The organism is Qipengyuania polymorpha, from assembly GCF_019711435.1.
Lineage (GTDB): Bacteria > Pseudomonadota > Alphaproteobacteria > Sphingomonadales > Sphingomonadaceae > Qipengyuania > Qipengyuania polymorpha.
The window spans coordinates 330,173-356,362 of the sequence record NZ_JAIGNK010000002.1 but is presented as its reverse complement, the minus strand read 5'-3'; the positions used below and the strand labels follow the sequence as shown (position 1 = coordinate 356,362).

The window sequence follows — 26,190 nt, the reverse complement described above, 5'->3', positions numbered from 1 at the left end:
CGTCTCCCTTATTCGAAGCTGAAGCCGGGCTTGGCCGCCGCGGTCTTCTCGTTACGGCGTGCCTCGGGCGAGGCAGCCACCTGTTCGCCCGGCTGGGCGGGACCCTGCGAAACCTGCGGGCTTGCGGCCTCACCGGTTGCCGTCGGCATCGGGCGGGTTGCGCCCGAGACACCGTCGGCTTCGCGATACTGCAGCAGTCGCTGGTATTCGGTCGGCTTGAGGTAACCGTCGGTCGGCAGGCGGATGTCGTTCGCATTCACCGGCTTCACCAGATACGGCGTGACCACGATGACCAGTTCGGTTTCGCCCTTGCGGTACGAGGTCGAGCGGAAGAGGTTACCCAGGATCGGCACATCGCCGAGGCCCGGTGCCTTCTCGATCGAGTTCTGCGCCGAGTTCGACAGCAGGCCGGCAATCATCATGCTCTGGCCCGAGCCCAGTTCGACCGTGGTCTCGGTGCGGCGGGTCACCAGCGACGGCACGTTGAAGCCGTTGAGGTTGATCGACCCTTGCGTCGACAGTTCCGAAACTTCCGGACGCACGCGCATCGAGATGCGGCCGTTGGCAAGCACGGTCGGCGTGTAGGCGAGGCTGACACCGTATTTCTTGTACTCGATGGAGGTCGAACCCAGGCCCTGGCTGAGCGGGATCGGGAATTCGCCACCGGCGAGGAATTCCGCCGTTTCGCCCGACAGGGCGGTCAGGTTCGGCTGCGACAGCGTGGTCACGAGGCCCTGCGTTTCGGCCAGGTCGAGCGCGCCGATGATGTCGAGGCCGAGAAGGCGACCGGCAAAGCCCAGCGTGTTGCCGAGGTCGGTAGCGCCGACGGACGGCCCGGTGATCTTGGCGAGTTCACCGGTCGTCGGGTCGATGCCTGCCGTGCTGGCGGTAACGCCAACACCAAGCGGGGCACCATAGAAGAAACCTTCCTCGTTCTGCAGGAAGCTTCCCTTGCCGACACCGAACTGGAAGCCGTCGGTAAAGTCTGCCGTGGCGAGGTTCACGCCGATGGCCTTGACGACCGAACGGCTGACTTCGGCGATGCGGACCTGCAGATTGACCTGCAGCGGCGTCGCCATGCGCAGGCGGCTGATGACGTTCGTGTCTTCGCCGACATAGGCTTCGACCAGCGCCTGGGCATCGGCGGCATCTTCCGGAGCGGCAACGGTGCCGGTCAGGAGGATCGTGTTGGTGCCCATCGTCGCGACATTGACCTTGGCCTGCGGCATCGCCAGCGCCAGCATCTGGTCGATGCTGCCGATGTTCGAGCCGACGCGGATGGTGCTGGCCCAGATGATGTCGCCCGCTGCATTGCTGGCGTAGACGGTGGTTTCACCGCCCGACTTGCCGAACAGGTACAGCTGGCGCTGCGACTTGATCTGCACATCGGCGATGGAATCGTTGGCGATGAAGACATCGGCCATGGTTCCCGGCACGTTGACGAGTTCACCCGAACCGATCGAAAGGACGATCTCGGTGTTCGGCTTGACGACCGACTGCGCGGTGGCAGTGGTTGCCGGGACTGCTGCGAGCGGCACGAGGGCCATGCTGGCGAGCAGGAGCTTGGTGGTAAGACGACGTTTCATGGAATTGCCCCCTGAATGGCTTCCTGTCTGTTCTAAAATCAACGCAAGGTGCTCAGGCCGACCGGAGCGGTCTTGCCAGCCTTGCTCACGCCGCCTGCGACAGCCGCATTGTAGCGACCGACCGGACCGGCGTTCACGGCCTGCGAGTTGCGTCCACGGGTCACGATGACCGTCGGACCCTTGCGAACGGGTGCAGCTTCACCGCTACCGCCGCCACTGCTGGCTGCCTGGCGACCCTGTGCGGGGGCCGAGCTGCGCTGGAAGCGCGAGACGTCGCCGCCGGTGACATAGGTGCTCTTGCCATCGTCGGGACGACCGGCGACTTCGCGGATGAGCGCTTCTTCTTCTTCGGGCGTGGCGCCTTCGGGGATCACGAGGTCACCCGATGCGATGGCCTTGTCGAGTTCGCCCTGGCTGTCGGCCAGCGGGCGCAGCGCGAGGCTGAGCGTGCCGAGGGTCTGCGCAACGGCCACCTTTTCGGCAATCGTCGGCGTCACTTCGAGGGTAACGGTGCGGAAAGCGCGGACCACGGTGCGGCCGTCCTTCTTGCTCTGCGTGGTCGACTGGTCGGTCGCAAGGACGCGAAGGTTACGAAGGATGGTTTCCGACGCTTTGAGCGAGGGGCCGTCTTCGCCCTTGACCGACTGGGTCAGGACCATGTCGACCCGGTCACCCGGGAAAACGAAGCCTGCCACACCGGCCTTGGCGTCCACCGGAACGGTGATGGCGCGCATGCCGGGGGTGAGGGCTGCTGCGAGGAAGCCGCGGTCGCCGGGGCTCACGAGCGAGCCCTGGGTCACCGGTTCGCCGGCGGTCACATTGTGACGCACCACCGTGCCGATGAGCTTGGTCACGTCGGCCTCGCCGTCGAGGAAGTAGGCATCCTGGACCAGCTCTTCGGGCCACAGCTGGAAGCCGATGGCGTCTGCCGTGATGATGGTCCCTGCCGGCAGCGCACGCTGCGCGACGAGGATCTTGGGTCCCTGTGCTTCGACCACCGCAGCGGCCTCTGCCTGCGGAGCGGCTGCTCCTGCGAACATGCTGCGGGCGATAAGTGCGGTACCGATCGCAACGACCAGTGCGCCAACCAGCAGAACAAGCTTCTTCCTATCCATGGCTATTAAGCCCCCTCGTATGGCCCGCTTGGATTCGTGTGCGGGCAGCTATGGTTTCCATCTGTAAGTGGCGATTGGTTAAAATCGGGTTTCAGCCGACCGGATTGCCCGACATTCCTGCCGCGAGCCCGCCTGCAACTATCCACAGGCCCGCCATCGAGATGGCGAGGCCGTAGGGGACGCGCGGCTGGTGCTCGTGCCGGCGGATGATGCGAATAGAGGCGAGCGTGACGACCGCCAGGATGGCAATCGGCAGCATCGCGAGCAGAATCGACATGGCCGGATTCGAACCCAGCGAATCGATCAGCGGCTGCGGAATGGCCAGTTTCGGACCGCCGAGCACGGCGCTGGCAAAATTGGCGGCAACGAGCGTGCAGGCGATGAGCAAGGTGGTGTCGCGCACCGGCTTGGCGCCGACGACGCGCGAATGGGCGACACCCCAGATGCCCATGGCCAGCGTCAGCACCCAGCCGAGCATGGCCATGATGAGCACGAGGCCGATGAAGTTGCTCGGCGGGAACCACAGCGCGAGCGCGGTCAGCAGTTTCACGTCGCCGCCGCCCATCTGGCGGATGGCGAAGAACAGGGCGCACACGGCAAGGGTGATGGCGGCGATGCCCAGCTGGTATCCCACGCCCGGCCACAGCGACAGGCCGCTGGTCCACCAGTACAGCGGCGCGCCCGCGGCAATCGCAATGTTCAGCTTGTTGGCGATGGTGCGGCTCTTCAGATCGGTGAAGGCGGCAACCAGCAGCGCCATTGCCAAGGCGCCGAGGAGCACATAGTTGAGAATCTGTTGGTCCATGACCTGCCCTGCGAATATCTAATGGGCAGGAGAGCTACAGAAACATGCTTACCAAAGAGTAACCATGGCCCGGAATTCGCAACGGAGGTTCCCATTCCCGAAACGACCATGACCCGCAGCGGCGACTCCATCGACCGCAGGACAATTCCTGCGCATGCCGCGGAAAGCCGCTGGCAGGCGGCTGATGGACACGAGTTGCGCCGTATCGACTGGCCGGGTGCGGGCGAGTACGGGGGCGGGGGCAAGCGCGGCTCGCTGCTGTTCCTCCCCGGGCGCGGCGATTTCTACGAAAAATATCTCGAAAGCCTGGAAGAATGGCATCGCGCGGGCTGGAAAGTGACCGCTGCCGACTGGCGCGGGCAGGCAGGCTCGGGGCGGTTGGGCGACGATGCGCTGACCGGCCATGTCGATGATTTCGACACATGGGTCGCCGACCTCGAACACTTCTGGACCGCCTGGAAGGCAGAATCTCCGGGGCCGCATGTCCTCGTCGCGCACTCGATGGGCGGCCATATCGTCACGCGCGCACTGATCGACGGGGCGGTCGATCCGGATGCCATGGTGCTATCGGCACCGATGCTCGGCATGGCGGGGCCGCCGCTGCCGCTCGCGGTGCTCCATTCGGTCGCGCGCGTGATGGCGCGCATCGGTTCGCCCAAGCGCCCCGCATGGAAGTGGAGCGAGAAGCCGGGCGAAATGCCCTCGCGCCGCCGCGACCTGCTGACGCATGACGATGCCCGCTACGAGGACGAACTCTACTGGCGCGAAAAGCGGCCCGAACTTGCCATGGGTCCGGGCAGCTGGGGCTGGGTGGAGCGCGCCTATGCCTCGACCCGCGAACTCGAAGCGCCGGGCGTGATGGAAAAGGTGTCCACTCCCGTCCTCGTCGTATCCACCTCGAACGACAAGCTGGTCAGGCATGATGCTGCGGCGCGGGCCGCACAGCGCTTTCCCAAGGGGGAATTGGCCGAATTCGGCGAGGAGGCGCACCATGAAATCCTGCGCGAGGTGCCCGAAGTGCGGGACCGGGCGATGGGCGCGATTGCCGACTTCCTCGACCGGGTAGCTCCGCCGCAACCGTGACCTTTTTCGATTTCGCCCTTGTCGGAGCCGGGATTGCCGGAGCCAGCCTTGCTGCCGAACTGGCCGAGGGCGGCGCGCGCGTGCTGCTGCTCGAGGCCGAGGACCGGCCCGGCTACCACGCCACCGGACGTTCGGCGGCGTTCTGGGAGGAATGTTATGGCGGCCCCGAACTTGTCCCGCTGACGCTCGCCTCGGGCGATTACCTGCGCGACAACGGCTTCCTCACCCGGCGCGGCGCGCTCTACATCGGGCGCGACGAGGATGCGGGCGAACTCGATGCCTTCATGGAGCGCTTCGGCAAGACCGGCGCGACCATCGAAAGGCTCGGCAGGGAAGGGCTCGAGACACGTATCGAGAGCTTGCGCGAAGCATGGACCGGAGCGGTCTGGGAGCCGGCCTGCGCGGATATCGATGTGGCGGGGCTCCACGCGCATTATCTCTCTCGTGCACGCAGGGCAGGGGTCGTCCTCGAATGCCGCGCACGTGTTTCGCGTGTCGCGAAGTCGGAAGGCGTGTGGAGCATCGGATGCGAGGATGAACGTGGTTTTGCTGCCGCAAATCTCGTAAACGCTGCCGGTGCATGGGCCGACACAGTCGCGCAAATGGCCGGAGCCCGCGCGCTCGGCATCCAGCCCTTGCTGCGCACCGTCGCCCAGTTGCGGACCAGCCCCGCGCCCGACCCCGACCAGCCGCTCGTGCTCGATATCGGGGGGACTTTCTACTTCAAGCCCGAAGCGGGTCGCTTGTGGCTCAGCCCGCATGACGAGCAGCCTAGCGCGCCGTGCGATGCCGCGCCCGAGGAACTGACCGTGGCCGAGGCCATCGACCGGCTCGAAAAGGTCGTCGACTGGAAGGTCGAGGCGGTCGAGCGCCGCTGGGCGGGCCTGCGCAGCTTCGCGCCAGACCGCCTGCCGGTCTATGGCCGGGACCCGAGGGTCGAAGGTTTTGCCTGGTTTGCCGGGCAGGGCGGCTACGGCATCCAGACCTCTCCGGCCGCCGCGCGCCTTGCCGCGCAATTGCTGCTTGGGCTGGACCGCGACGACATGACGCGGGGGCTCGATGCTGCGCTTTATGACCCGGCACGCTTCGACTAGCCAAGCGCGTTTCGTTTGATAGGGTGGCGCTTCGCAAGAACTACCAACCATCAACGGGAGAACATCGATGGGTCACCATTTCGAAATCTACAAGGACAAGGCCGGCGAGTTTCGCGTGCGCTTCAAGTACAATTCGGAAATCATGTTCTCGACCGAAGGCTACAGCTCGAAGGAAAGCGCCAAGAACGCCATCGCGTCGATCAAGAAGAACGGCCCCGGCGCGGAAACCGTCGACAATTCGTAACGCCTAGCAATCACCGCCAGCGGCGATGGCCTCGGCCGCGTCGCTGGCGAGCTGGTCCACCCGCTCGTTTTCCGCGTGGCCGGAGTGGCCCTTCACCCAGTGCCAGGTTACCTGGTGCTTGCCGCGCAGGGCATCGAGCTCGCGCCACAGGTCTTCATTGATCACCGGCTTCTTGGCCGAGTTTTTCCAGCCCTTCTTTTTCCAACCGTGGATCCACTTGGTGATCCCATCGATCACGTATTTGCTGTCGGTGTGGAGCAGGACTTCGCACGGTTCGCGCAGCGCTTCCAATGCGCGGATGGCGGCGGTCATTTCCATCCGGTTGTTGGTCGTCTCGACCTCGGCGCCGGACATTTCCTTCTCATGCGGGCCCATGCGCAGCAGCACGCCCCAGCCGCCCGGGCCGGGATTGCCCTTGCAGGCACCATCGGTGAAAATCTCGACTGTCTTCATCGCGCGCGTCTCTAGCGCCTGCTTGCGTTCAGGCAAATGCCGCAGCGCCTTGATCACGGTAGAAATCCCACCGGCGGACGAAATCCATCGGGTCCTTGCGCAGGACATGGGCATCGGCGGGCGTGTCGAGCCAGTCCTCCGCACGGCTGGCAACGAAGCGCAGGCAGGCACCTTCGGCCAGTAAGGGCAGCGCCTCGCGTTCGGAAGGTTCCAGCGGGCGGATGTTCTCGTACCCTTCGACCAGTGCCTTGCCGACCGCTGCATCGAACAACTCGCCGGTCTTGTCGAAGCACCAGGCCGCATGGGTCACGGCGAGGTCGTAAGCCATCATGTCGTGCGCCGCGAAATAGAAGTCTATCATCCCCGAAACCTCGTCGCCCAGCATCAGGACGTTGTCGGGGAAGAGGTCGGAATGGATGATGGAGTGGGGCAGGTCGTCCGGCCATTGCTCGACCAAACGATGCGCCCTCTCTGCGATTTCGGGTAAGGCCGCATCGATGGAGCGCAAGGCATCCATCCCGCACTTGTCGAGGATGCGCGACGTGTCCTTCGGCGCGAGGTCATTCTCGCGCTGCGGCATGAAATCTTTCGCCGCGAGATGCACACGCGCCAGCGCTGCACCGACCGCGCGAGCTTGCGCAGGTGTCGGCTCGTTCGGTGATACACCCGGCAGGAACTCGATAAGCGCTACCGCCTTGCCATCGACCTCCCTCAGCGCTTCGCCCGAACGGTCGTGAATGGTCGCCGGGACCGCGCAGCCTGCCGCTGCCAGATGGTCGAGCAGGCCGAGGAAGAAGGGCAGCTGCGCAATATCGATGCGCCGCTCGTACATGGTGAGGATGAACCGCCCGCCGGTCGTCTCCACCAGCCAGTTCGAATTGGACACACCCTCGGCGATACCCTTGGCCGAGACCAGTTCGCCGACGTCATACTCGGCAATCAGCCGCGCGAGTTCTTCCGCGCCGAGATGGGTGTAGACCGCCACCTGTTCGGCCAATTATTCCGTGAGCTGGCGGGGCAGTTTGAAAATCATGTTTTCTTCTGCCGACACGACCGGGTTTTCCTCGACCAGCCGCCACTCGGACAAGCGGTCGACCACTTCGCGCACCAGCTTTTCGGGCGCCGAAGCACCCGCCGTGAGGCCGAGTGTCCCCACGCCTTCGAGCCATTCAGGCTGGATTTCATCGGCGCGCTGGATGAGCTTCGCATCGGTACCCAGCCGCTCTGCCACTTCGACGAGCCGCAGCGAGTTGGAGGAATTGGGTGCACCGATGACCAGCACGAGGTCGCTCGACGGGCCGATGATTTTTACCGCCGCCTGCCGGTTGCTGGTGGCGTAGCAAATGTCCTCCGCCTTGGGCGCGACGATTTGCGGGAAGCGCGCTTCCAATGCCTCGATAATCTCGTGCGTGTCGTCGACCGAAAGCGTGGTCTGGCTGAGATAAGAAAGGTTGTCATCGCTGGTGAAGGGCAGGGTGGCTACATCCTCGACCGTTTCGACCAGCGTTATCTGGCCCTCGGGCACCTGCCCCATCGTCCCGATGACTTCGGGATGGCCCGCGTGACCGATGAAGAGGATGTGCTGGCCCTTTTCGATCTGCCGTTCGGCCTGGCGGTGGACCTTGCTCACCAGTGGGCAGGTCGCATCGACATAGAGCAGCTTGCGGCGGTCGGCTTCGGCAGGCACCGATTTGGGCACGCCATGCGCGGAAAAGACCACGGGCACATCGTCGGGCACTTCGTCCAGTTCCTCGACGAAAATCGCGCCCTTGGCCTTCAGGCTGTCGACCACATAGCGGTTATGGACGATTTCGTGCCGCACATAGACCGGCGCGCCATATTTCTCGAGCGCGCGCTCGACGATTTCGATGGCACGGTCGACACCGGCGCAAAAACCGCGCGGCGCGGCAATCAGCAGCTTTAACGGCAGGCGCGGGTCGGCATTGCCGCTATTTTCATTCGGGGATTGAAAGGGAGCGTTCATACCCGCCCCCCTAGCGCTTTGCATCGCGCCAAGCTAGGGGACGCGTCGCCCATGGCTTGCCATGCATACGAACACTTGAGGAATGCCGCCGATATGAACACTCGCAATCGCCTCCTGACCGCCCTTGGACTGGGTCTTGCGCTGGCAGGATGCAAGTCGTCAGGTGAACTGGTGGTTGACGCCGGCGGCGCGGGTATCACCGCGCTGCGCACGACCTGCCCGGCAGTCGGCATTCCCGATTACACCGGCGACGTGACGCTGTTCCGCAGCGAAACTTCCAAGACGCTCGCCGACCTCGATGTGACTGCGGCGATGACCGACCTCACCTCGACCTGCAATGAAGATGTCGAGCGCGTCTACACCGAGGCTACCTTCAATGTCGTCGCCCGCCGCACCGATGTGCGCGGCGCACGCAGCGTGCAGCTTCCTTACTTCACCACTGTCCTTCGCGGCGGAAGTGCCGTCGTTTCCAAGCGCGTCGGCACGGTCACGCTGAACTTCGCCGATGGTGCGGAGCGCGCAGTGGCGACAGGCAAGGCGGGTGCCTATGTTGATCGCGCCGAAGCCACGCTTCCTGCCGACATTCGCGAGAAAATCACCCGCAAGCGCAAGCCGGGCGACCCCGATGCCGCGCTCGACCCGCTGGCCGATCCCGAAGTGCGCGCCGCAGTCCAGCGCGCCAGCTTCGAGATGCTCGTCGGGTTCCAGCTGACGCAGGACCAGCTCAAGTACAACGCCACGCGTTAATCTGTGTTCGCCATCCAGATGATGGAGGTGCGAAAATCGGGCTGTCGAATGACCGGGAGCGCAGCGGGCATCTAGCCCGTGAGCACCGGAAGCGTTCGGAGGCGCGATTTGCAGCCCTCCAGCGCTGGATGGCATCTTGCGATTTCGCGCCAATCGTCTAGGCGCGCGTGCATGTCCGACATCCAGACCCTGCACGCCGGTTTCGCGGCGAAAATCGACGCCGTTCTCAACGCCCTCGAGATGGAAGGCCACCTTCCGCCCGAGACCAACCGCGCAAACGTAACTGTCGAGCCGCCGCGCGACCCTTCGCATGGCGACCTTGCGACCAATGCCGCCATGGTGCTGGCCAAGCAGGCCAAGACCAATCCTCGCGCCCTTGCCGAACTGATTGTCGAGCACCTGCAACGCGAGCCCGATATCACCGAGGCGAGTATTGCCGGCCCCGGTTTCATCAACCTTCGCCTGTCCGAACAGGCATGGCTGCGCGAGCTGAAAGCCATCGCCGCGCTGGGCGAGGACTATGGTCGCTCGCAAGTCGGCGGCGGCAAGGTCGTAAACGTCGAATATGTCTCGGCCAATCCGACGGGGCCGATGCACATGGGGCATTGCCGCGGCGCGGTGGTGGGTGATGCGCTGGCAGGATTGCTCGAATTTTCCGGCCACAAGGTCACGCGCGAATATTACGTCAACGATGCGGGCGGGCAGGTCGACGTTCTCGCCCGTTCGGCGCACCTGCGCTACCGCGAGGCGCTGGGCGAAGATATCGGCGCCATTCCCGAAGGCCTCTATCCGGGCGATTACCTCATTCCCGTCGGCAAGAAGCTCGCGCAGGAATTCGGCGATGCCTACAAACACGCGCCTGAAAGCGAATGGCTCGCCCAGTTCCGCGAGCGCGCCGTCGCCGCGATGATGGACATGATTCGCGAGGACCTCTCGCTGCTCGGCATTCATCACGACCTGTTTTCTTCCGAGGCGAAGCTGCAGGCCGCCGGCAAGCCCGAAGAGGCCGAGGCGTGGCTGCGCGAGCATGGTTTCGTCTATGATGGCGTGCTCGAAGCGCCCAAGGGCAAGGCTCCTCCCGAGGACTGGGAGCCGGTCGAACTGCCGCTGTTCCGCTCGACCGAATTCGGCGACGACCAAGACCGCCCCATCAAGAAGTCGAACGGCGCGTGGACCTATTTCGGCGCCGACCTCGCTTATCATTTCCAGAAGGCCGAAAGCGCCGATGCGCTCATCGATATCTGGGGCGCGGACCACGCGGGTACGGTCAAGCGCATCAAGGCCGCCGTCGCCGCCCTGACCAAGGGCGCAGGCCGCGATGTGCCTTTCGACGTCAAGCTGGTGCAGATGGTCAACCTCGTCCGCAATGGCGAGCCGGTGAAGATGTCCAAGCGCGCGGGCACCTTCGTGACGCTGGCCGATGTAGTGAAGGAAGTGGGCAAGGACGTGGTGCGGTTCACCATGCTCACCCGCAAGCCCGAAGCGCAGATGGAATTCGACTTCGCCAAGGTCGTCGAGGCCAGCAAGGACAACCCGGTCTTCTACCTGCAATATGCGCACGCCCGCATCCGCTCTACGCTGCGCAAGGCAGGTGTCGAGCCAAGCGATGCGCATCTGGACCGCCTCGGCGCGGACGAACTGGTGCTGGTGCGCGAAGCGGCGCAATTCCCGCGCGTGGTCGAAGCCGCCGCCAAGGCGCGCGAGCCGCATCGCATCGCCTTTTTCCTCGGCGATCTGGCCGCTGCCTTCCACAGTTTCTGGAATGCGGGTAACGATGACCCGGCAAAGCGGATTATCCAGGAGGATGATGCCGAGCTGACCGCCGCACGCCTGTTCGTGGCGGCGCAGGTCGGGCAAGTAATCCGCAACGGTCTCGGCATATTGGGTGTCGAGGCGGTGGAGGAGATGTAAACGAATGGCGCGTCCGCCCTACGAACACGACGAGGACTGGGATACGGCCGAGCTCGAGCTCATGGAGAGCGACGAGCGGCTGCCGTGGCTCGATGCCGAGGATGATGAAGAGCGCGAGGCGGGTTTCGCCACCTCACGGCTGGTCATGCTGGGCGTGCTGTCGCTGGTCGTCGTGGGTGCTCTGGTGGCGGTCGCGTGGTTCGCAATGGGCGCAACGAGCGACGAGCCTCCTGCCGACGGCAGCCTCGTCGAGGCGCCGGAGGGCCCCTACAAGACCAAGCCCGAGGATCCGGGCGGCAAGGTTCATGCCGGAACGGGCGACACCAGCTTTGCAGTGGGCGAGGGGCAGACCCGCGTCGGCAAGCTCGCGGACAAGACCCCCACACCCACCCCGACCCCCGAACCGAGCGACGAGCCTGCCGGTCCGTCGCTCGCCACCACGCTCAACGAAGGCCCGCGCGCCAGCGAACCGCCCAAGGGCACGCTGGTGCAGGTCGGTGCCTATCCCAGCCGCGGCGATGCGCAGGAGGCATGGGGCCGGCTGATGCGCCAGACGACCTCGCTCAACGGCGTGCGTCACCGCGTGGTCGAGGCCCAGGTCGACATCGGCACGGTTTACCGCCTGCAGGCAGTCACCGGCGGCAATGCCGAGGCGCGCGCGCTGTGCGGACGGCTGAAGGACGACGGGCTGGCCTGTTTCGTCAAATAATGGCCGTTTTGGACTCGTCTCGGCGTAATTTCCACACCTGACGACTCCGCCTCGCTTGGCAATCGCCAAGAAAAGTCGCAGCTTCGCCTCCATGACGCCCGCAATTTTCGGCATTTCTGGCCCAAGTCTGACAGCCGACGAACGCGCCTTCTTCAAGGAGGCCGACCCCGCGGGCTACATCCTGTTTGCGCGCAATTGCGAAACCCGCGACCAGATGCGCGCGCTGACCGATGATTTGCGAAGCATCCACGGGCGCGATCGGCTGATTGTCTCGATCGACCAGGAAGGCGGGCGCGTTGCCCGCATGAAGCCGCCCGAATGGCCGAAGTACCCGGCGGGCGAGGCCTTCGCCAAGCTCTACGACATCGCCCCTGCCTCGGCCATCGAGGCGGCGCGGGTGAATGCCGAGGCGATGGCGCGCGAACTGGCGCTGGTGGGCGTGAGCGTGGACTATCACGCGCCCTTCGACGTGCGCCGCCCCGAAACCGACGACGTCATCGGCGACCGCGCCTTGGGCAGCGAGCCGATGCAGGTGGCCGCACTGGGCCGCGCCGTGCTCGATGGCATGGCGCGCGTAGGCGTGGTCGGCTGCCTCAAGCACATGCCGGGGCACGGCAGAGCCACGGCGGACAGCCACAAGGAATTGCCCCTCGTCACGGCAAGCGAGGAAGAGCTCGAAACCGATATCGAGCCCTTCCGCACGCTGTCCTCCCACCCGCTCGGCATGAGCGCGCATATCGTGTTCTCGGCATGGGATGCGGACAATCCCGCAACGCTGTCGAAGAAGGTCATCGACGACATCATTCGCGGCAAGATTGGCTTCGATGGCCTGCTGCTGTCGGACGATATCGACATGCAGGCGCTCGACGGCACTATCCCTGACCGCGGCGCAGCGGCGCTGGCGGCGGGGTGCGACATCATTCTCAACTGCTGGGCGAAAATGGACGACCAGCAGGAAATCGCCAACCGCTTCCCGGACCTGTCCGAAGCGAGCAAAGCCCGCCTCGACCGCGTGCATGATGCCATGGGCGAGGCTCCCGAAGGCGTCGACACCGCCGAACTCCTCGCCAAGCGCGATGCGCTGCTGGCCATCGCCGAGGCCGCTGCATGAGCGACGGCGTGCTCTTCACCGACCCGCCGCAGGAGGAGTCGGAAGACTGGGACGGCATCGCTGCCGAAGCCACGGTCGATAGCGATGCGCTGTATCTCGAACTCGACGGTTGGGAAGGTCCGCTCGACCTCCTGCTCGACCTCGCGCGCCGCCAGAAGGTCGATTTACGCGAAATTTCCATCCTCGCGCTGGTCGAACAATATCTCGATTATATCGAGCAGGCCGAGGCGCTGAAGCTCGAACTGGCCGCCGATTACCTCGTGATGGCGGCGTGGCTGGCCTATCTCAAATCAGCCATGCTCCTGCCGAAGGAAGAGCAGGAAGACCCGTCGCCGGAAGAGCTGGCGCTCAAGCTGCAACTGCGCCTCCAGCGTCTCGGCGCGATGCGCGAGGCGGCAGGTCGGCTGATGGGCGGCGACCGTATCGGGCGCGACGTGTTCCTGCGTGGCAGCCCCGAAGGTCTCGACATCGTCCGCAAGACCAACTGGCAATGCGACCAGTTCGCGCTCATCGAGGCCTATGGCAGGGTCAAGGCGCGCACCGCGCCAGCCGTCCACATGGTCCGCGAGCGGCCGGTGATGACACTGGAATCGGCGCTCGACCGCGTGTCCAACATGCTCGGTGTGACGCTCGAATGGATGGAATTGCGCGACTTCCTGCCGCCGCATGCCGAGCCGCGCCTGCGCAAATCGGCGCTGGCTTCCAGCTTCGTCGCGGCGCTGGAACTGGCGCGGTTGGGCAAGGCCGAAATTGCGCAGGACGAAGTCTTCGGCCCGATGAAGCTGAGGCGGGTAGCGTGAACCAGTTGGAGCGCGCGGTCGAAGCAGCGCTCTTCGCGGCCGAGGAGCCGATGAGCGTCGATGCGCTGGCGGGTTTCCTTGGCGATGCGGAAAAGCCCGATGTGCGCAGTGCCCTCAAAGCCCTCGCCGAAACCTATCAAAAGCGCGGCATCCACCTCGTCGAGCGCGGCAAGCGCTGGCACTTCGAGACCGCGCCCGACCTTGCCCACCTCTTGCGCAAGGAGCGCGAGCAGGTCCGCCGTTTGAGCCGTGCTGCGACTGAGGTGCTCGCCATCATCGCCTATCACGAGCCGGTCAGCCGCGCCGAAATCGAATCGATCCGCGGCGTGCAGACCAGTGGCGGCACGCTAGACGTGCTGATGGAGGCGGGCTGGGTGAAGATTGCCGGTCGCCGCGAAGTGCCCGGCCGCCCGACCATCTACGCCACCACGCCCGAATTCCTCGACCATTTCGGCCTCACCAGCCGCCGCGACCTGCCGGGCATTGCCGAACTGAAAGCCACCGGCCTGCTCGACCCCGTCGACGATGCCTATGACGATTTGATGGGCGAGGGCGAGGAAGAGGGGCCGCAGGAGGCTCCCGAAACGGAAGAAGACGCCACCGACGCAGCCTGACTGGCTTTCGTGTGCGGCAACGCCTATATTGGCGACAACACCCTATGTTTTGAAGGTAAATCCCATGTCACTCGGCCCCTGGCAGCTCATCATCATCGCCATCGTCATCCTCGTCCTGTTCGGGCGCGGCCGCATTTCGGAAATGATGGGCGATTTCGGCAAGGGTATCAAAAGCTTCAAGAAGGGCATGAACGAAGACGATGCCGAACCTTCGAAGCAGATTTCGCACGAGGCCAAGCCTGCCGATCAGGGCCTCACGGAAGAGCAGGTCAAGACGCCTTCCGAACCCAAGTAAGCTCACCTGAGGGCGGGTTAAGCCATGTTCGATATCGGCGCGGCCGAACTGCTGGTGGTCGTCGTGGTGGCGATACTCGTCATCGGGCCAAAGGACATGCCCGCCGCGATGCGCGCCGCGGGGCGCTGGATCGGCAAGCTGCGCCGCATGTCCGCCCATTTCCGCTCGGGCATCGACGAGATGGTCCGGCAGGCCGAAATCGAGGAAATGGAAGAAAAGTGGTCGCAGCGTAACAAGGAAATCATGGCGAAATACCCCACCGGCGACGAGCCGGAAGGCGGTGCGCCGGAGGAAATTCCTACGCCGCAGATGGAGCCGCTTGCCTCTGCCGGTGAAGTCGCCGACCCCGATGCTGCCGCCGAAGCTGCGATAGCGCGGGCTGCCCCGAAAAAGGCTCCCGAACATGGCGGAGAGGCGAAACCCGCCCCGCCACCGAAGATCGACGAGCCGGGCCTTCCTTTCGGCGATCCGGAAAAGGGCGCGTAACATGGCGTTCGAAGTGAAGGATATCGACGACACGCAGGCTCCGCTGCTCGACCATCTCATCGAGCTGCGCAGCCGCCTCGTGCGCTGCGTGGCGGCGCTGGTATTGGCTTTCGGCGTCTGCCTCTATTTCGCCGACCGGATCCTCGGCTTCCTCATCCAGCCGCTGAAGAAAGCCTTTCCAGACGGGCAGGGCCAGCTAATTTTCACCAAGCTTTACGAGGTGTTCTTCGTCGAGCTGAAAGTGGCGCTCTTCGCCGGTTTCTGCATCGCTTTTCCCTATATCGCCAACCAGCTCTGGGCCTTCGTCGCGCCGGGGCTTTACGCGAAGGAAAAGAAGGCCTTCCTGCCCTTCCTCGTGGCGACGCCCTTCCTGTTCCTCGCGGGCGCCAGCCTTGCCTATTACGTGGTCATGCCGACCGCTTTCGAGTGGTTTCTCGGCTTCGAGGGTAGCGCGGGCGGGCTGGAAATACAGGCGCTGCCGACTGCGAACGAATATCTCGGCCTCGTCATGCAGTTCATCCTCGCTTTCGGGATGAGCTTCCTGCTGCCGGTTCTGCTGTTGCTGCTGCATCGCGCAGGCATCGTGACGCGCGCGCAACTGGTCGGCGCGCGGCGTTATGTCATCGTGCTGGTGGTGGCGCTGGCCGCCGTCATCACGCCGCCCGACCCTGGCTCACAGCTCCTGCTGGCCGTGCCGCTGTTGTTGCTATTCGAAGGCTCACTCGTCCTCATGCGTTTGTTCGACAAGCGCGATGCGAAAGCGAAGGACGAAGCTACAAGCGAGCCTGAAGCCTCTTAATCCGCGTCGTAGACCTTCTGCCCGCCGACCCAGGTTTCATGGACCCTGGTGGCGCGGATTTCGTCGGGCGTGGCCATCAGCGGGTCGACATCGACCAGCACGAAGTCGGCGCGCTCGCCCGGTATCAGGCGTCCGAAGCGCCCTTCCGCGAAACCCGCAAATGCCGCTTCCGAAGTGAAGCCTGCCAGCGCCTGCTCGCGGTTCACGCGCTCTTGCGGGCGCCAGCCGCCGAAGGGTTCGCCTGCCGCATTGCTGCGGGTGATGGAGGCAGCGAGACCGGCGAAGGGATCGGCCGATTCCACCGGGGCGTCCGAGCCGAAGGCCAGCCGCCCGCCCATCTCGAGGATGGTGTTCCAGGCATAGGCACCGCCGAGCCGGTCGGGGCCGAGGCGGGCTTCGGCCATGAACATGTCGCTGGTCTGGTGGACCGGCTGCATGCTCGAGATGATGCCATGCTCGGCCAGCTTGGGCAGGTCGGCCGGGTCGACAATCTGCACATGCTCGATGCGCCAGCGGCGGTCGCCGTCGAAGCTTTCCGCGATTTCGCCGATGGCGTTCAGCGCCTCGGCATTGGCGGCGGTGCCGATGGCGTGGATGGCGGGCTGGAAGCCGCCCTGCGCCGCGCGGACGAGGATGTTGCGAAGCGCGGCGGGCGGGGTCAGCGGCAGGCCCGTGTTGTGCGGGTCGTCGGCATAAGGCTCCTTCAGCCACGCCCCGCGGCTGCCCAGCGCGCCGTCGAGATAGAGCTTCACGCCGTTCATGCGCAGCTTGTCGTCATAAAGCCACGGGGAGGGGCCGCTGCCGCCGAGCAGCACCATCTGGTCGGGCCCTGCGGCATAGGACATGATGCGCAGGGTCAGCGTGCCATTGTCGCCCGCGCGGCGGAAAGACTGCCAGTCCTCGATGGTGGTGCCCATGTCGGCCATGGCGGTGATGCCTTGCGCGTGGAGGACCTTCTGCGCCTCGGCCAGCGCGAGGTCGCGCTCTACCGGACGCGGGGCGGGGACGACCTTCTCGACGAGGCCCATCGCCATGTCGACGAAGACGCCAGAAGGGGTTTTCCCGTCGGCCAGCTTCTCGATGCGGCCACCAGCAGGGGACACGGTCTTGGCATCGATACCGGCAGCCCTCAGCGCGAGGCTGTTGCCCCAGCCGGCATGGCCGTCGACACGGTTGAGCCAGACAGGACGGTCGGACACCACGCTGTCGAGTTCCGCTGCGGTCGGGAAGCGGCCAAGGCCCCATTTCTCCTGGTTCCAGCCGCGTCCGAGAATCCACGGGCGCGCCTCGTTCTCTGCCGCGAAAACGCGAATGGCTTCGAGCGCCTCTTCGAGCGAATTGGTGCCCGAGAGATCCAGCGTCATCGCGTTGAAGCCGACGCTGCTCACATGGCCATGCGCATCGATGAAGCCTGGCAGCATGACCTTGCCGCCGGCATCTTCGAGATAGTCGGTCCGCGGGCGCTCCTGTCCGCGCTCGATGAGCTGCGCGACCTTGCCATCATCGTCGATGACCAGCGCCTCGAAGCGCTTCACCTTGCCATCGGCATCGATGGTGATGCCGCTGACATTGTCGACCAGCACATCGGCATGGGCGGGCATGGCGATCGCGCTGGCGAGGAGGACGGCGACGAGTTTGAGCTTCATGGACTTTCTGGACCCCGATTGAATCAATTGTGCAGGCGATAAGGCATAGCTTGGCTTGCGCAAACCCTTATCCCGATTGCGTGAGCGCGGCGCGCGGCCTAGGGGCGGAGGTATGACACAGGCATCATCCCTGCGCGCCGAGCAGAGCGCGACCGAGCTCCTCACCCTCGAAGATGTGCGCGCAGCGGCGGCGCGCATCGATGGCGCAGTGGTCAAGACGCCGATGATGCACTCGATTACGCTGTCGGAAATTACCGGCGCCGAAATCTGGCTCAAGTTCGAGAACCACCAGTTCACCGCGGCCTACAAGGAACGCGGCGCATTGAATGCACTGCTCCAGCTGACCGAGGAACAGCGGGCCAAGGGTGTGATTGCCGCCTCGGCTGGCAACCATTCGCAGGGCCTCTCCTACCACGGCCGTCGCCTTGGCGTGCCGGTGACCATCGTCATGCCCTCGACCACGCCCAGCGTGAAGGTGATGCAGACCGAAAGCGTAGGCGGCAATGTCGAGCTGGTCGGCGAGACCTTCGACGAGGCCTATGCCCATGCGCGCACGCTCGAAAAGGAGCGCGGCCTCACCTTCGTCCATCCTTTCGATGACCCGCAGGTCGCGGCGGGGCAGGGGACGGTCGCGCTCGAAATGCTCGAGCTGAAGGATGATTTCGACTGCCTGGTCGTGCCCATCGGCGGCGGCGGATTGATGAGCGGCATGGCGACCGTCGCCAAGACGCTCAATCCCGACATCCAGATGGTCGGCGTGCAGGCGAAACTATATCCCTCAATGTATTCGGCCGTCACTGGCGACGAGCTACCTTGCGGCGGCGATACGCTGGCGGAAGGCATCGCGGTGAAGGAGCCGGGTGCCTTCACCCGCCAGATTATCTCCGAACTGGTCGATGAAGTGCTGCTGGTCGAAGAACCTGCGCTCGAACACGCCGTCTCGCTGTTGCTGCAAATCGAGAAAACCGTGGTCGAGGGCGCAGGGGCCGCGGGTCTTGCTGCCGTGCTCTCCAATCCGGAGAAGTTCGCAGGCAAGAAGGTTGGCCTCGTCCTGTGCGGGGGCAACATCGACACGCGCCTGCTCGCCAACGTTCTCGTGCGCGACCTCGCCCGTTCGGGCCGCCTCGCGCGCCTGCGGATCACCCTGCAGGACCGGCCCGGCGCGCTCTACAAGGTCATGCGCGAGTTCAACGATCACAACGTCAACATCATCGAGATCTATCACCAGCGGATCTTCACGACGCTGCCGGCGAAGGGCCTGATTACCGAAATCGAGTGCGAAGCGCGCGACGGGGCGCAAATCGACCGGCTGGTCAAGGCACTCGAAGCCAAGGGCTATTCGGTAGAGCTTGCCGAACTCGCCTGAACAGGCGCCTGAATCTTAACGCGATTAACCATCCGACCCGTGCGACTCGCGCGGCGAGGCGATTTTTCGTGGTTAATTGCCTTTTAACCCGGACCCTGCTCATGCATAAAGGAGTTGTTAACGAATAGAACGTCGCACCAAGAGAGGATCCCGCAGCCGTGACGGCACCCATTCGCTTTCCCCGGTTTTTCGTGACCAGCCCTGCGCCGTGTCCGTACCTGCCCGGGCGCAGCGAGCGGAAGGTCTTCACCGAACTGCGCGGCGATTCCGCCGACGAGTTGAACGAAGCGCTGGGCCGGATCGGTTTCCGCCGCAGCCAGACTGTCGCCTATCGTCCCTCCTGCCTCGATTGCCAGGCCTGCGTCTCGGTTCGCGTGGTGGCGAACGAATTCAAGGCTTCGTCCAGCCAGAAGCGCACGCTCAAGCAGAACAGCGACCTTATCGCGTCCGAGTGTCGCCCATGGGCGACCGACGAGCAGTATGAATTGCTTCGTCGCTATCTTGCGGCACGTCACCCCGGCGGGGGCATGGCGGAGATGGACGAAAGCGATTTTGCGGATATGGTGGAACACACGCCGGTATCCAGCTATGTCATTGAATATCGGGAACCGGGAGAGGGTAACGAGCCAGGGAAACTGGTCGGTGCCTGCCTCACGGACGTGCAGGGCGACGGGCTGTCGATGATCTACAGCTTCTACGACCCTGAGATTGAGGATCGGGCCGGGCTTGGGAATTACATCATCCTCGACCACATCAGGCGCGCTGCGGACAGCGGCCTCCCCTACGTGTACCTCGGCTACTGGGTCGAAGGCTCCGACCGGATGCAATACAAGGTCCGCTATCGCCCGCTCGAACGCCTCAGCCGCAACGGTTGGGAGCGCATGCCCGACGCCGAGCAGAAGCGCCTCATCAGTGCCGCAACCGCTCCCCGCAAGGAACGCGATGGCGAGCCCATGCCCTCCAAGGACGGCAGCCAGCTCGAATACAAGCTCGCCGACTGAGCTTTTTTGCAACGGACTGAAACTGTGTGTCGCCGCGATTGCGCTGGCGGGAGTGCCGCTGGCCGCGCAAGACCGGCAGGCGCCGAAGACCCTTGAAGACCTCATTCCCGATTCGGCGCTGGACAATCCCGAGGACTGGGCCTCGCAGGGTTCGGACGAAACAGTGCAGGCCCCTGACGCCGAGACGCCCGAGCCCGAAACACCTATCGAAACCCCTCCCGGGCTCGACCTGCCCTGGCCCGAAGACATCGCCATTGAGGATATCGAGCAGCTCGAACCGGAGGAGGATATCGAGTTCGCCGATCTCGACCTCGGCCGTGCGGAACTGAATTTCGAAGAAGCCGAAACCGAGCGGCTGGCAGACAATCTCGTGCTCGGCTTCCCGCAGGCCGAACCCCCTTTCACCGACCGTGGCGATTTCGTCGAGCGCTACGAGGCGCTCTCGACCATCGAGGAACTGGGCAGCGACGAAGCCAGTGTCGCCCAGCTTGCCGCGCGCGCCAACGAGGATGAGGAACTGCTGAACAACCTGCTGCGTGTTTACGGGTATTACGACGGGCAGGTCACGCGCAGCATCGGCACCTTGGAGGCGGGCGACGAGACCGCCGATGCGTCGCCGACGGTGCGGTTCGATATCGTGCCTGGCAACCGCTACCGCGTGGGCGCGGTGAACCTCGGTAATCTCGCCGCGGCGCCCGATTTCGAGGCCTTGCGCGCCGCGTTCGAAATTTACCCCGGGGACTTCCTGCAAAGCGACACCATCGTGCAGGAGCAGTTCGACCTCGACCGCATGCTGGGCGAAACCGGCTATCCCTTCGCCGCCATCGACGAGCCGCAACTGCTCATCGACCATGCGCGCGAGGAAGGCGACCTCACCCTCGCGGTCGAGCCGAATGGCAAATATGTCTTTGGCGAAGTGACCAGCAGCGATCCGGAATTCCTGTCCGGGCGCCATCTCGGCACCATCGCGCGCTTCGAGCCGGGCGAAACGTACAAGCGCAGCCTGTCGATGGACCTGCGCCGCGCAGTCACGGCCACGGGGCTCGTCTCCTCTGTTGAAATCACCCCGCGCGAGGTCACTCCGCCGCAAGGCGACGAGCCGGGCGTCGTGGACATGGAAGTCGAGCTGAAGCGCGCCAAGCTGCGCACCATCGCGGGCGCGATCGGCTACGGTACCGAGGAAGGCTACCGTATCCAGGCCAGCTGGGAACATCGAAACCTGTTCCCGCCCGAAGGCTCGCTCCGCCTGCGCGGCGTCGTAGGCACGCGCGAACAGATGGCGGGCATCACCTTCCGCAAGAACAACTTCACCGGGCGCGACAGGGTCCTGACGCTCGATACCTATGCGCGCACGCTCAATACCGACGCCTACGATGCCAATACGGTCGCTTTTACCGGCACGTTCGAGAAGCTTTCGACGCTGCTCTTCCAAAAGCCGCTGAGTTGGGCCGTTGGTGTGGAATTGCTTGCGACCGATGAGCGCAATCGCGTCATCGCGGGTATCCCGCGCCCGCGGCAGACCTATTTCGTCGGTTCCGTCTTTGGCCGCGCCACGATCGATACGACCGACTCGCTGCTCGATCCGACCCAAGGTTTCCGCCTCGGCGGATTCGTGGCCCCGGAGATATCCCACACGGTCGATGACGAGTTTACCTATTTCCGCCTGCAGGCAGACGGCAGTTACTACCAGCCGGTGAGTGACAGCATCGTGCTGGCGACGCGCGGCCGCTTCGCGACCATCCAGGGGGGCGAACTCTACGGGGTCCCGCCCTCGCGGCGACTTTACGCCGGCGGCGGTGGTTCCGTTCGCGGCTATGGCTACGAGAAAATCGGTCCGCAGAACGACCTCGGCGAACCGACCGGGGGGGCGAGCCTTGTCGAGGCATCGATCGAAGCCCGTATCGGAACCGGCTTGTTCGACGGTGCCGTTTCGGTGGTGCCGTTTCTCGATGCAGGGTCCGTATCGATTTCTTCGACGCCCGACTTCCAATATGTGAAATATGGCGCGGGCGTAGGCCTGCGCTATGCGACCGGTTTCGGACCCTTGCGCATCGATGTGGCGACCCCGCTCAACCCCGATCCCGATGATGCACCCGTCGCGGTCTATGTTTCGCTGGGGCAGGCTTTCTGATGGCCGGGGCGGAAGTGCAGGACGCGGCGGAAACCGCTCCGGCCCAGCGAAAGCGCAGTCGTGCGCGGCGGTTCGGCAAGTGGGCACTCATCCTTATCGTCGCACCGATCCTGCTGCTCGTCGCGGCGCTGGTCTTGCTGAACACGCCCCTCGGCGAGCGTTTCCTCGCCAGCCAGATTGCCAAGCAGACCTTCCCCAACGGCCTCGTCATCCGTATCGGGCGTATCGAGGGCAATATCTACGGCGATGCCGTGCTGCACGATGTGACGCTGTCGGACCCGCAGGGCGTGTTCATGACCATCCCGCGTGCCGAGGTCGACTGGAACCCGCGCGCATGGCTGAACAACCGGCTCGATATCGACAGCTTCGCTGCCCGCCGCGCCACGCTCGAACGCTTGCCGGAGTTCCTGCCGAGCGAAGACGACGGCCCCGTCCTGCCTGGTTTCGATATCTCGATCGACAAGCTCACCATCGATAACCTCACGCTGGCGCCCGGGATTGCGGGTGACGCGGCGCAGCGGGTCGATCTCGATGCCGAAGTCCAGGTCGAGGACCGCCGCCTGTTCGTCGCGGGCAATGCGAAGCTGGGCGAACGCGATACGCTGGCGCTGCGCGTCCACGCCGAACCCGATGGCGACGATTTCGACCTGTTTGCCGATTTGGAGGCCGACGCGGAAGGTCCTCTCGCCGCCATGCTCGGCCTGCCCGACAGCTACAGCGCCAAGCTGCAGGGCGAGGGCACATGGTCGAACTGGAAGGGCGGACTGCTCGTACGCTCTGGCGGCGACCGGGTCGCTGCGCTGCGCATCGTCAACAATTCCGGCACTTTCGGCCTCCTCGGAAAAGTGGACCCGAGCGATTTCTTGACCGGTACGCTCGCCGATGCGCTGGGCAGCGATGTCTCGCTCCGCGCAAAGCTCGCCATCGACAACCGTGCGTTCGATGGCGAGACGGAGCTGGTCGGGCGAGGTATCCGGCTTGAAGGCGAGGGGCTTATCGACCTCGCGGAGAACCGTGTCGCGAATTACGAACTCGATGCCTTGCTGCGCGATCCCGCGCTGTTCGGTCCGGACCTGCGGCTGGAGGATACGCGCCTGGCGGCCAGCGTGGATGGTGCCTTCGACGACCTCACCATCGTCCACGACCTGCGCATCGGACGTCTCGTCTCGGGTACGACGCGGATCGCGGGGCTGAGGCAGCAAGGCACTGCGCGGTATGACGGGGCGCGCTGGACAGTTCCCCTCACCCTCCAGGTCGCGCGTATCGAAACCGGCAATGCGCTGGTCGATCCGCGGCTCGTCAATGGCACGGGTCGCGGCCAGGTCGTCCTTGCCGGAAACCAGCTCATAGGCGACGACCTGCGTATCGCTTTTCGCGGCCTTGCGGCCAATCTCGCGCTGCGGGGTGACCTCGATGCAGGACGCTACCAGATCCGCGGACCGGTGCGAGCCGACCGATTGGCGCTCGACAACGTCGGCACGGCGGGCGGTACGGCGGTGGTCGATTTCGACCTCCTGCCTTCGGGCTGGCGGCTCGGGGCCAATCTCGACGCACGGATTTCTCCGGTCAGCAATGACACGCTCGCCACCCTTGCGGGCCCAGCCATCCGCGTGCGTGGCGGCGTAGCTACGAGCAGCGGCGCCGCTATCGACTTCAATGACCTGCGCATCGATGCCGAGAAGCTGTCCCTCGCCATGGACGGCGCCATCGACGGCTCCACCACCACGCTGGCAGGGCAGGGCGAACATGCCGATTACGGCCCCTTCACGGTGCAAGGCCGGATCGAGGATGGCGCGCCGACGGCGGAGCTCGTGTTTGCAAGGCCGGTCACCGGGCTCGACAATGTGCGCCTCGCAATTGCGCCTACCGAAGAAGGCTTCTCGATCGACACCGAGGGCGGCTCGGTCCTCGGACCTTTCGAGGGTGTGCTTGGCCTTTACTCGTCCGAAGACAGTCCGACCCGCATATCCATCGAGCAGTTGTCCGTTTCCGATACCGACCTGTCGGGCGACCTCCTGCTGGTCGATGGCGGCGCGCAGGGCACGCTGGCACTGGCCGGTGGCGGTCTCGACGGGACGGTCGCGCTCGCGCCGCGCGCAGGTGGGCAGGGTGTCGATATCGACCTGACTGCACGCAATGCCCGTTTCGGTGGCGATACTCCCCTGCTCCTGGGGCGCGCGGAAGTGGATGCCAGCGGGGTCATCGGCGGTGGCTCCTACGACTTCTCCGGCACCGCGAGCGCGCAGGGTTTGCAATATGGCACGCTCTTCATCGGCCGGCTTGCCGCCAAGGGAGCGGTGAAGGACGGCATTGGGTCGGTCGATGCGGCGATTGCGGGACGGCGCGGCAACCGCTTTGCGCTCGATCTCAATGCGCAGTTCCGCCCCGAGCGTATCGCGGTGGCAGCGAAGGGCCAGTTTGCAGGACGCGAAATCACCATGCCGCGCCGTGCGGTGCTTACTTCGGTCGAAGGTGGCTGGCGCCTGTCGCCGACGCAGCTGAGCTATGGCGACGGCGGCGTGATCGCATCCGGCCTGTTCGGCGAGAACGAAACCGCACTCGAATTGAAGCTCGCCGACATGCCGCTGTCGCTGGCCGACGTGGCCATGGCAGACCTCGGAATGGGGGGCACGATTTCGGGCATCATCGATTTCCGCGCACCAAAGGGCGGGTTGCCGAGCGGAACGGCGAGGGTGAAGGTCGACGACCTCACCCGATCGGGCCTCGTGCTGACGTCCAAGCCGGTTGACCTCTCGCTGCTGGCGCGCCTCGACGAGAACAGTCTCGAGGCGCGCGCCGTGCTGGCTAACGAGGACATCCGCCGCGGGCGCGTCCAGGCCTATATCACCGACTTGCCGGCATCGGGCGACCTGACGCAGCGCCTGAGGGCCGGGCGGCTCGACGGGCAATTGCGGTATGAAGGCGCAGCGGAGAGCCTGTGGCGGCTTGCTGCCGTCGACGCGTTCGATTTGACCGGCCCCCTTGCCATCTCGGCGAACGCAACGGGCACACTCGCCAATCCGCGCGTGCTGGGACGCGTGACGAGCGACGACTTGCGCGTGCGCAGTTCACTGTCGGGCACCGATATCCGCAACGTGTCGGTCCGCGGCACATTTGCCAGCTCGCGCCTCAACCTCACCCGATTTGCAGGCACGACCGAGAATGGCGGCACTGTCACCGGCAGCGGCATCGTCGATCTCGAAGGACTGGGCGAGCGGGTCGAGGGCCGCTTCACCGAGATACGCGGGCCCACGCTGGACCTGCGCGCTTCTGCGACCAATGCGCGCCTGCTCGAAGCCAACGGCCTTACCGCGACCATCAGTGGCCCCTTGCGCATCGTTTCCAACGGGCTGGGCGGGACCATCGCCGGGCGGCTACGTATCAACCGCGCAAGCTGGAAGCTGGGCACGGCGGCGGAGGACTTGCGCCTCCCGCGCATCGCCACACGTGAAATCAACGAGCCGGCCGACCGCGAACGGCGTGTCGCCGCCAGCCGTCCGTGGCGCTACCTGATCGACGCGCGCGGCAGCAGTCGCATCGATGTCGACGGCATGGGGCTCGACAGCGAATGGGGCGCCGACATCATCCTGCGCGGCACGACCGATGATCCGCGCATCGGGGGCTCGGCCACGGTGGTGCGCGGCGATTATACCTTTGCCGGGACGCGCTTCGAACTCACGCGCGGAGAGATCGATTTCGACGAGAATGTCCCCATCAATCCGACGCTCGACATCCGTGCGGAGACCGAGCGCGACGGGGTGGATGTCATCGTCACGGTGACAGGCACGGTCGACCAGACCGAAATTTCCTTCAGCTCCGACCCGGCATTGCCCGAGGAGGAAATCCTCGCCCGTCTGCTGTTCGGTGGTTCGATCACCGAATTGTCGGCCACCGATGCGCTGCAATTGGGCGCTGCTGTCGCCAGCCTGCGCGGCGGGGGCGGGCTCGATCCCATCAACCAGCTGCGCTCTGCCATCGGACTCGACCGGCTGCGGATAGTCTCGGCGGACCCCGCGCTCGAGCGCGAGACGGGTGTTGCTCTTGGCAAGAATATCGGCCGCAAGTTCTACATCGAAATCATAACCGACGGCCGCGGATACAGTGCGACCGAGGTCGAGTTCCGCGTCACGAGCTGGCTGTCGCTGCTCGCAAGCGTCTCGACCATCGGCCGCGAAAGTGTCGTCGCGGAGATCAGCCGCGACTATTGAAT

The 26,190-nt window shown here is 64.8% G+C and carries 23 protein-coding genes; 16 read left to right on the top strand and 7 right to left on the bottom strand.

Going from position 1 to position 26,190, the window contains the following annotated elements; all coding sequences use genetic code 11:
• Window positions 1–8: 8 nt before the first annotated feature.
• The 3 genes from K3152_RS07070 to K3152_RS07060 form a co-directional block, all read right to left on the bottom strand.
• Window positions 9–1,586 carry a type II and III secretion system protein family protein gene (locus K3152_RS07070; RefSeq protein ID WP_221573406.1) on the bottom strand — a complete coding sequence of 526 codons (1,578 nt, stop codon included), beginning with the start codon at window positions 1,584–1,586 and terminating at the stop codon, window positions 9–11.
• 38 nt (window positions 1,587–1,624) lie between these two features.
• Entirely contained in the window at window positions 1,625–2,701 is a 1,077-nt protein-coding gene (gene cpaB / locus K3152_RS07065; protein WP_221573405.1) for a Flp pilus assembly protein CpaB, read from the bottom strand.
• 91 nt (window positions 2,702–2,792) lie between these two features.
• A complete protein-coding gene (locus K3152_RS07060; protein ID WP_221573404.1) occupies window positions 2,793–3,506 on the bottom strand; it encodes an A24 family peptidase in 714 nt (237 codons plus the stop codon).
• Between the two features lie 108 nt (window positions 3,507–3,614).
• Here K3152_RS07060 and K3152_RS07055 point away from each other — a divergent pair, with 108 nt between their 5' ends.
• From K3152_RS07055 to K3152_RS07045, 3 genes are all read left to right on the top strand, one after another.
• A complete protein-coding gene (locus K3152_RS07055) occupies window positions 3,615–4,589 on the top strand; it encodes an alpha/beta fold hydrolase (RefSeq protein WP_221573403.1) in 975 nt (324 codons plus the stop codon).
• On the top strand, window positions 4,586–5,683 hold the full coding sequence (locus K3152_RS07050; protein ID WP_221573402.1) for an NAD(P)/FAD-dependent oxidoreductase: 1,098 nt from the start codon (window positions 4,586–4,588) through the stop codon (window positions 5,681–5,683). Before K3152_RS07055 ends, K3152_RS07050 begins: the two co-directional genes overlap by 4 nt.
• Before the next feature lie 67 nt (window positions 5,684–5,750).
• Window positions 5,751–5,927 (top strand): YegP family protein, encoded by a 177-nt coding sequence (locus tag K3152_RS07045; RefSeq protein ID WP_221573401.1) that lies wholly within the window; start codon window positions 5,751–5,753, stop codon window positions 5,925–5,927.
• Between the two features lie 3 nt (window positions 5,928–5,930).
• Here K3152_RS07045 and rnhA read toward each other — a convergent pair whose 3' ends face one another.
• The 3 genes from rnhA to ispH are packed head-to-tail and all read right to left on the bottom strand — an operon-like array spanning window position 5,931 to window position 8,364.
• Window positions 5,931–6,380 carry a ribonuclease HI gene (gene rnhA / locus K3152_RS07040; RefSeq protein WP_221573717.1) on the bottom strand — a complete coding sequence of 150 codons (450 nt, stop codon included), beginning with the start codon at window positions 6,378–6,380 and terminating at the stop codon, window positions 5,931–5,933.
• Between the two features lie 28 nt (window positions 6,381–6,408).
• Window positions 6,409–7,365 (bottom strand): homoserine kinase, encoded by a 957-nt coding sequence (gene thrB, locus K3152_RS07035; RefSeq protein WP_221573716.1) that lies wholly within the window; start codon window positions 7,363–7,365, stop codon window positions 6,409–6,411.
• 12 nt (window positions 7,366–7,377) lie between these two features.
• Window positions 7,378–8,364 (bottom strand): 4-hydroxy-3-methylbut-2-enyl diphosphate reductase, encoded by a 987-nt coding sequence (gene ispH, locus K3152_RS07030; protein WP_221573400.1) that lies wholly within the window; start codon window positions 8,362–8,364, stop codon window positions 7,378–7,380.
• Between the two features lie 93 nt (window positions 8,365–8,457).
• Between ispH and K3152_RS07025 the strand changes: the two genes are divergently transcribed.
• From K3152_RS07025 to tatC, 9 genes are all read left to right on the top strand, one after another.
• Window positions 8,458–9,111 carry a hypothetical protein gene (locus K3152_RS07025; protein ID WP_221573399.1) on the top strand — a complete coding sequence of 218 codons (654 nt, stop codon included), beginning with the start codon at window positions 8,458–8,460 and terminating at the stop codon, window positions 9,109–9,111.
• 171 nt (window positions 9,112–9,282) lie between these two features.
• Window positions 9,283–11,022 carry an arginine--tRNA ligase gene (gene argS, locus K3152_RS07020; protein ID WP_221573398.1) on the top strand — a complete coding sequence of 580 codons (1,740 nt, stop codon included), beginning with the start codon at window positions 9,283–9,285 and terminating at the stop codon, window positions 11,020–11,022.
• Window positions 11,023–11,026: 4 nt separating this feature from the next.
• On the top strand, window positions 11,027–11,731 hold the full coding sequence (locus tag K3152_RS07015) for an SPOR domain-containing protein (protein WP_221573397.1): 705 nt from the start codon (window positions 11,027–11,029) through the stop codon (window positions 11,729–11,731).
• Between the two features lie 91 nt (window positions 11,732–11,822).
• Window positions 11,823–12,842, top strand: coding sequence for a beta-N-acetylhexosaminidase (gene nagZ / locus K3152_RS07010; protein WP_221573396.1), 1,020 nt, complete (start codon window positions 11,823–11,825; stop codon window positions 12,840–12,842).
• Window positions 12,839–13,642 carry a segregation and condensation protein A gene (locus tag K3152_RS14120; RefSeq protein ID WP_247713255.1) on the top strand — a complete coding sequence of 268 codons (804 nt, stop codon included), beginning with the start codon at window positions 12,839–12,841 and terminating at the stop codon, window positions 13,640–13,642. Before nagZ ends, K3152_RS14120 begins: the two co-directional genes overlap by 4 nt.
• Window positions 13,639–14,256, top strand: a complete 618-nt coding sequence (gene scpB, locus K3152_RS07005; RefSeq protein ID WP_345719775.1) for an SMC-Scp complex subunit ScpB — start codon at window positions 13,639–13,641, stop codon at window positions 14,254–14,256. Before K3152_RS14120 ends, scpB begins: the two co-directional genes overlap by 4 nt.
• A gap of 64 nt (window positions 14,257–14,320) precedes the next feature.
• Window positions 14,321–14,551, top strand: coding sequence for a twin-arginine translocase TatA/TatE family subunit (gene tatA, locus K3152_RS07000; RefSeq protein ID WP_040964955.1), 231 nt, complete (start codon window positions 14,321–14,323; stop codon window positions 14,549–14,551).
• 24 nt (window positions 14,552–14,575) lie between these two features.
• Window positions 14,576–15,037: a Sec-independent protein translocase protein TatB gene (tatB, locus tag K3152_RS06995; protein ID WP_221573394.1), complete on the top strand. Its 462-nt coding sequence runs from the start codon at window positions 14,576–14,578 to the stop codon at window positions 15,035–15,037.
• Between the two features lies 1 nt (window position 15,038).
• A complete protein-coding gene (tatC, locus tag K3152_RS06990) occupies window positions 15,039–15,836 on the top strand; it encodes a twin-arginine translocase subunit TatC (RefSeq protein WP_221573393.1) in 798 nt (265 codons plus the stop codon).
• Here tatC and K3152_RS06985 read toward each other — a convergent pair.
• Complete coding sequence (locus tag K3152_RS06985; protein WP_221573392.1) at window positions 15,833–17,482, bottom strand: amidohydrolase; 1,650 nt, start codon at window positions 17,480–17,482, stop codon at window positions 15,833–15,835. The genes tatC and K3152_RS06985 overlap by 4 nt on opposite strands.
• Window positions 17,483–17,594: 112 nt before the next feature.
• On the opposite strand from K3152_RS06985, the gene K3152_RS06980 reads away from it, so the two are divergent.
• The 4 genes from K3152_RS06980 to K3152_RS06965 all read left to right on the top strand — a co-directional run bounded on the left by K3152_RS06980 (window position 17,595) and on the right by K3152_RS06965 (window position 26,188).
• Entirely contained in the window at window positions 17,595–18,848 is a 1,254-nt protein-coding gene (locus tag K3152_RS06980) for a threonine ammonia-lyase (protein ID WP_221573391.1), read from the top strand.
• A 158-nt stretch (window positions 18,849–19,006) separates the two neighbouring features.
• On the top strand, window positions 19,007–19,849 hold the full coding sequence (locus K3152_RS06975) for an arginyltransferase (protein ID WP_221573390.1): 843 nt from the start codon (window positions 19,007–19,009) through the stop codon (window positions 19,847–19,849).
• Window positions 19,850–19,901: 52 nt separating this feature from the next.
• The gene (locus K3152_RS06970; protein ID WP_345719774.1) at window positions 19,902–21,980 is read left to right on the top strand and encodes an autotransporter assembly complex protein TamA; all 2,079 of its coding nucleotides are present in this window, start codon (window positions 19,902–19,904) and stop codon (window positions 21,978–21,980) included.
• Complete coding sequence (locus K3152_RS06965; RefSeq protein ID WP_221573389.1) at window positions 21,980–26,188, top strand: translocation/assembly module TamB domain-containing protein; 4,209 nt, start codon at window positions 21,980–21,982, stop codon at window positions 26,186–26,188. Before K3152_RS06970 ends, K3152_RS06965 begins: the two co-directional genes overlap by 1 nt.
• Window positions 26,189–26,190: the final 2 nt, after the last annotated feature.

Excerpts from the sequence above, each read along its gene's own strand:
- rnhA (WP_221573717.1), bottom strand. The coding sequence starts at position 6,380 with ATGAAGACAGTCGAGATTTTCACCGATGGTGCCTGCAAGGGCAATCCC.
- K3152_RS06965 (WP_221573389.1), top strand. The coding sequence starts at position 21,980 with ATGGCCGGGGCGGAAGTGCAGGACGCGGCGGAAACCGCTCCGGCCCAG.
- tatB (WP_221573394.1), top strand. The coding sequence starts at position 14,576 with ATGTTCGATATCGGCGCGGCCGAACTGCTGGTGGTCGTCGTGGTGGCG.
- K3152_RS07045 (WP_221573401.1), top strand. The coding sequence starts at position 5,751 with ATGGGTCACCATTTCGAAATCTACAAGGACAAGGCCGGCGAGTTTCGC.
- K3152_RS06980 (WP_221573391.1), top strand. The coding sequence starts at position 17,595 with ATGACACAGGCATCATCCCTGCGCGCCGAGCAGAGCGCGACCGAGCTC.
- K3152_RS07015 (WP_221573397.1), top strand. The coding sequence starts at position 11,027 with ATGGCGCGTCCGCCCTACGAACACGACGAGGACTGGGATACGGCCGAG.
- ispH (WP_221573400.1), bottom strand. The coding sequence starts at position 8,364 with ATGAACGCTCCCTTTCAATCCCCGAATGAAAATAGCGGCAATGCCGAC.
- K3152_RS07060 (WP_221573404.1), bottom strand. The coding sequence starts at position 3,506 with ATGGACCAACAGATTCTCAACTATGTGCTCCTCGGCGCCTTGGCAATG.
- K3152_RS07055 (WP_221573403.1), top strand. The coding sequence starts at position 3,615 with ATGACCCGCAGCGGCGACTCCATCGACCGCAGGACAATTCCTGCGCAT.
- tatC (WP_221573393.1), top strand. The coding sequence starts at position 15,039 with ATGGCGTTCGAAGTGAAGGATATCGACGACACGCAGGCTCCGCTGCTC.
- tatA (WP_040964955.1), top strand. The coding sequence starts at position 14,321 with ATGTCACTCGGCCCCTGGCAGCTCATCATCATCGCCATCGTCATCCTC.
- K3152_RS06985 (WP_221573392.1), bottom strand. The coding sequence starts at position 17,482 with ATGAAGCTCAAACTCGTCGCCGTCCTCCTCGCCAGCGCGATCGCCATG.
- K3152_RS07070 (WP_221573406.1), bottom strand. The coding sequence starts at position 1,586 with ATGAAACGTCGTCTTACCACCAAGCTCCTGCTCGCCAGCATGGCCCTC.
- K3152_RS07025 (WP_221573399.1), top strand. The coding sequence starts at position 8,458 with ATGAACACTCGCAATCGCCTCCTGACCGCCCTTGGACTGGGTCTTGCG.
- argS (WP_221573398.1), top strand. The coding sequence starts at position 9,283 with ATGTCCGACATCCAGACCCTGCACGCCGGTTTCGCGGCGAAAATCGAC.
- K3152_RS14120 (WP_247713255.1), top strand. The coding sequence starts at position 12,839 with ATGAGCGACGGCGTGCTCTTCACCGACCCGCCGCAGGAGGAGTCGGAA.
- cpaB (WP_221573405.1), bottom strand. The coding sequence starts at position 2,701 with ATGGATAGGAAGAAGCTTGTTCTGCTGGTTGGCGCACTGGTCGTTGCG.
- nagZ (WP_221573396.1), top strand. The coding sequence starts at position 11,823 with ATGACGCCCGCAATTTTCGGCATTTCTGGCCCAAGTCTGACAGCCGAC.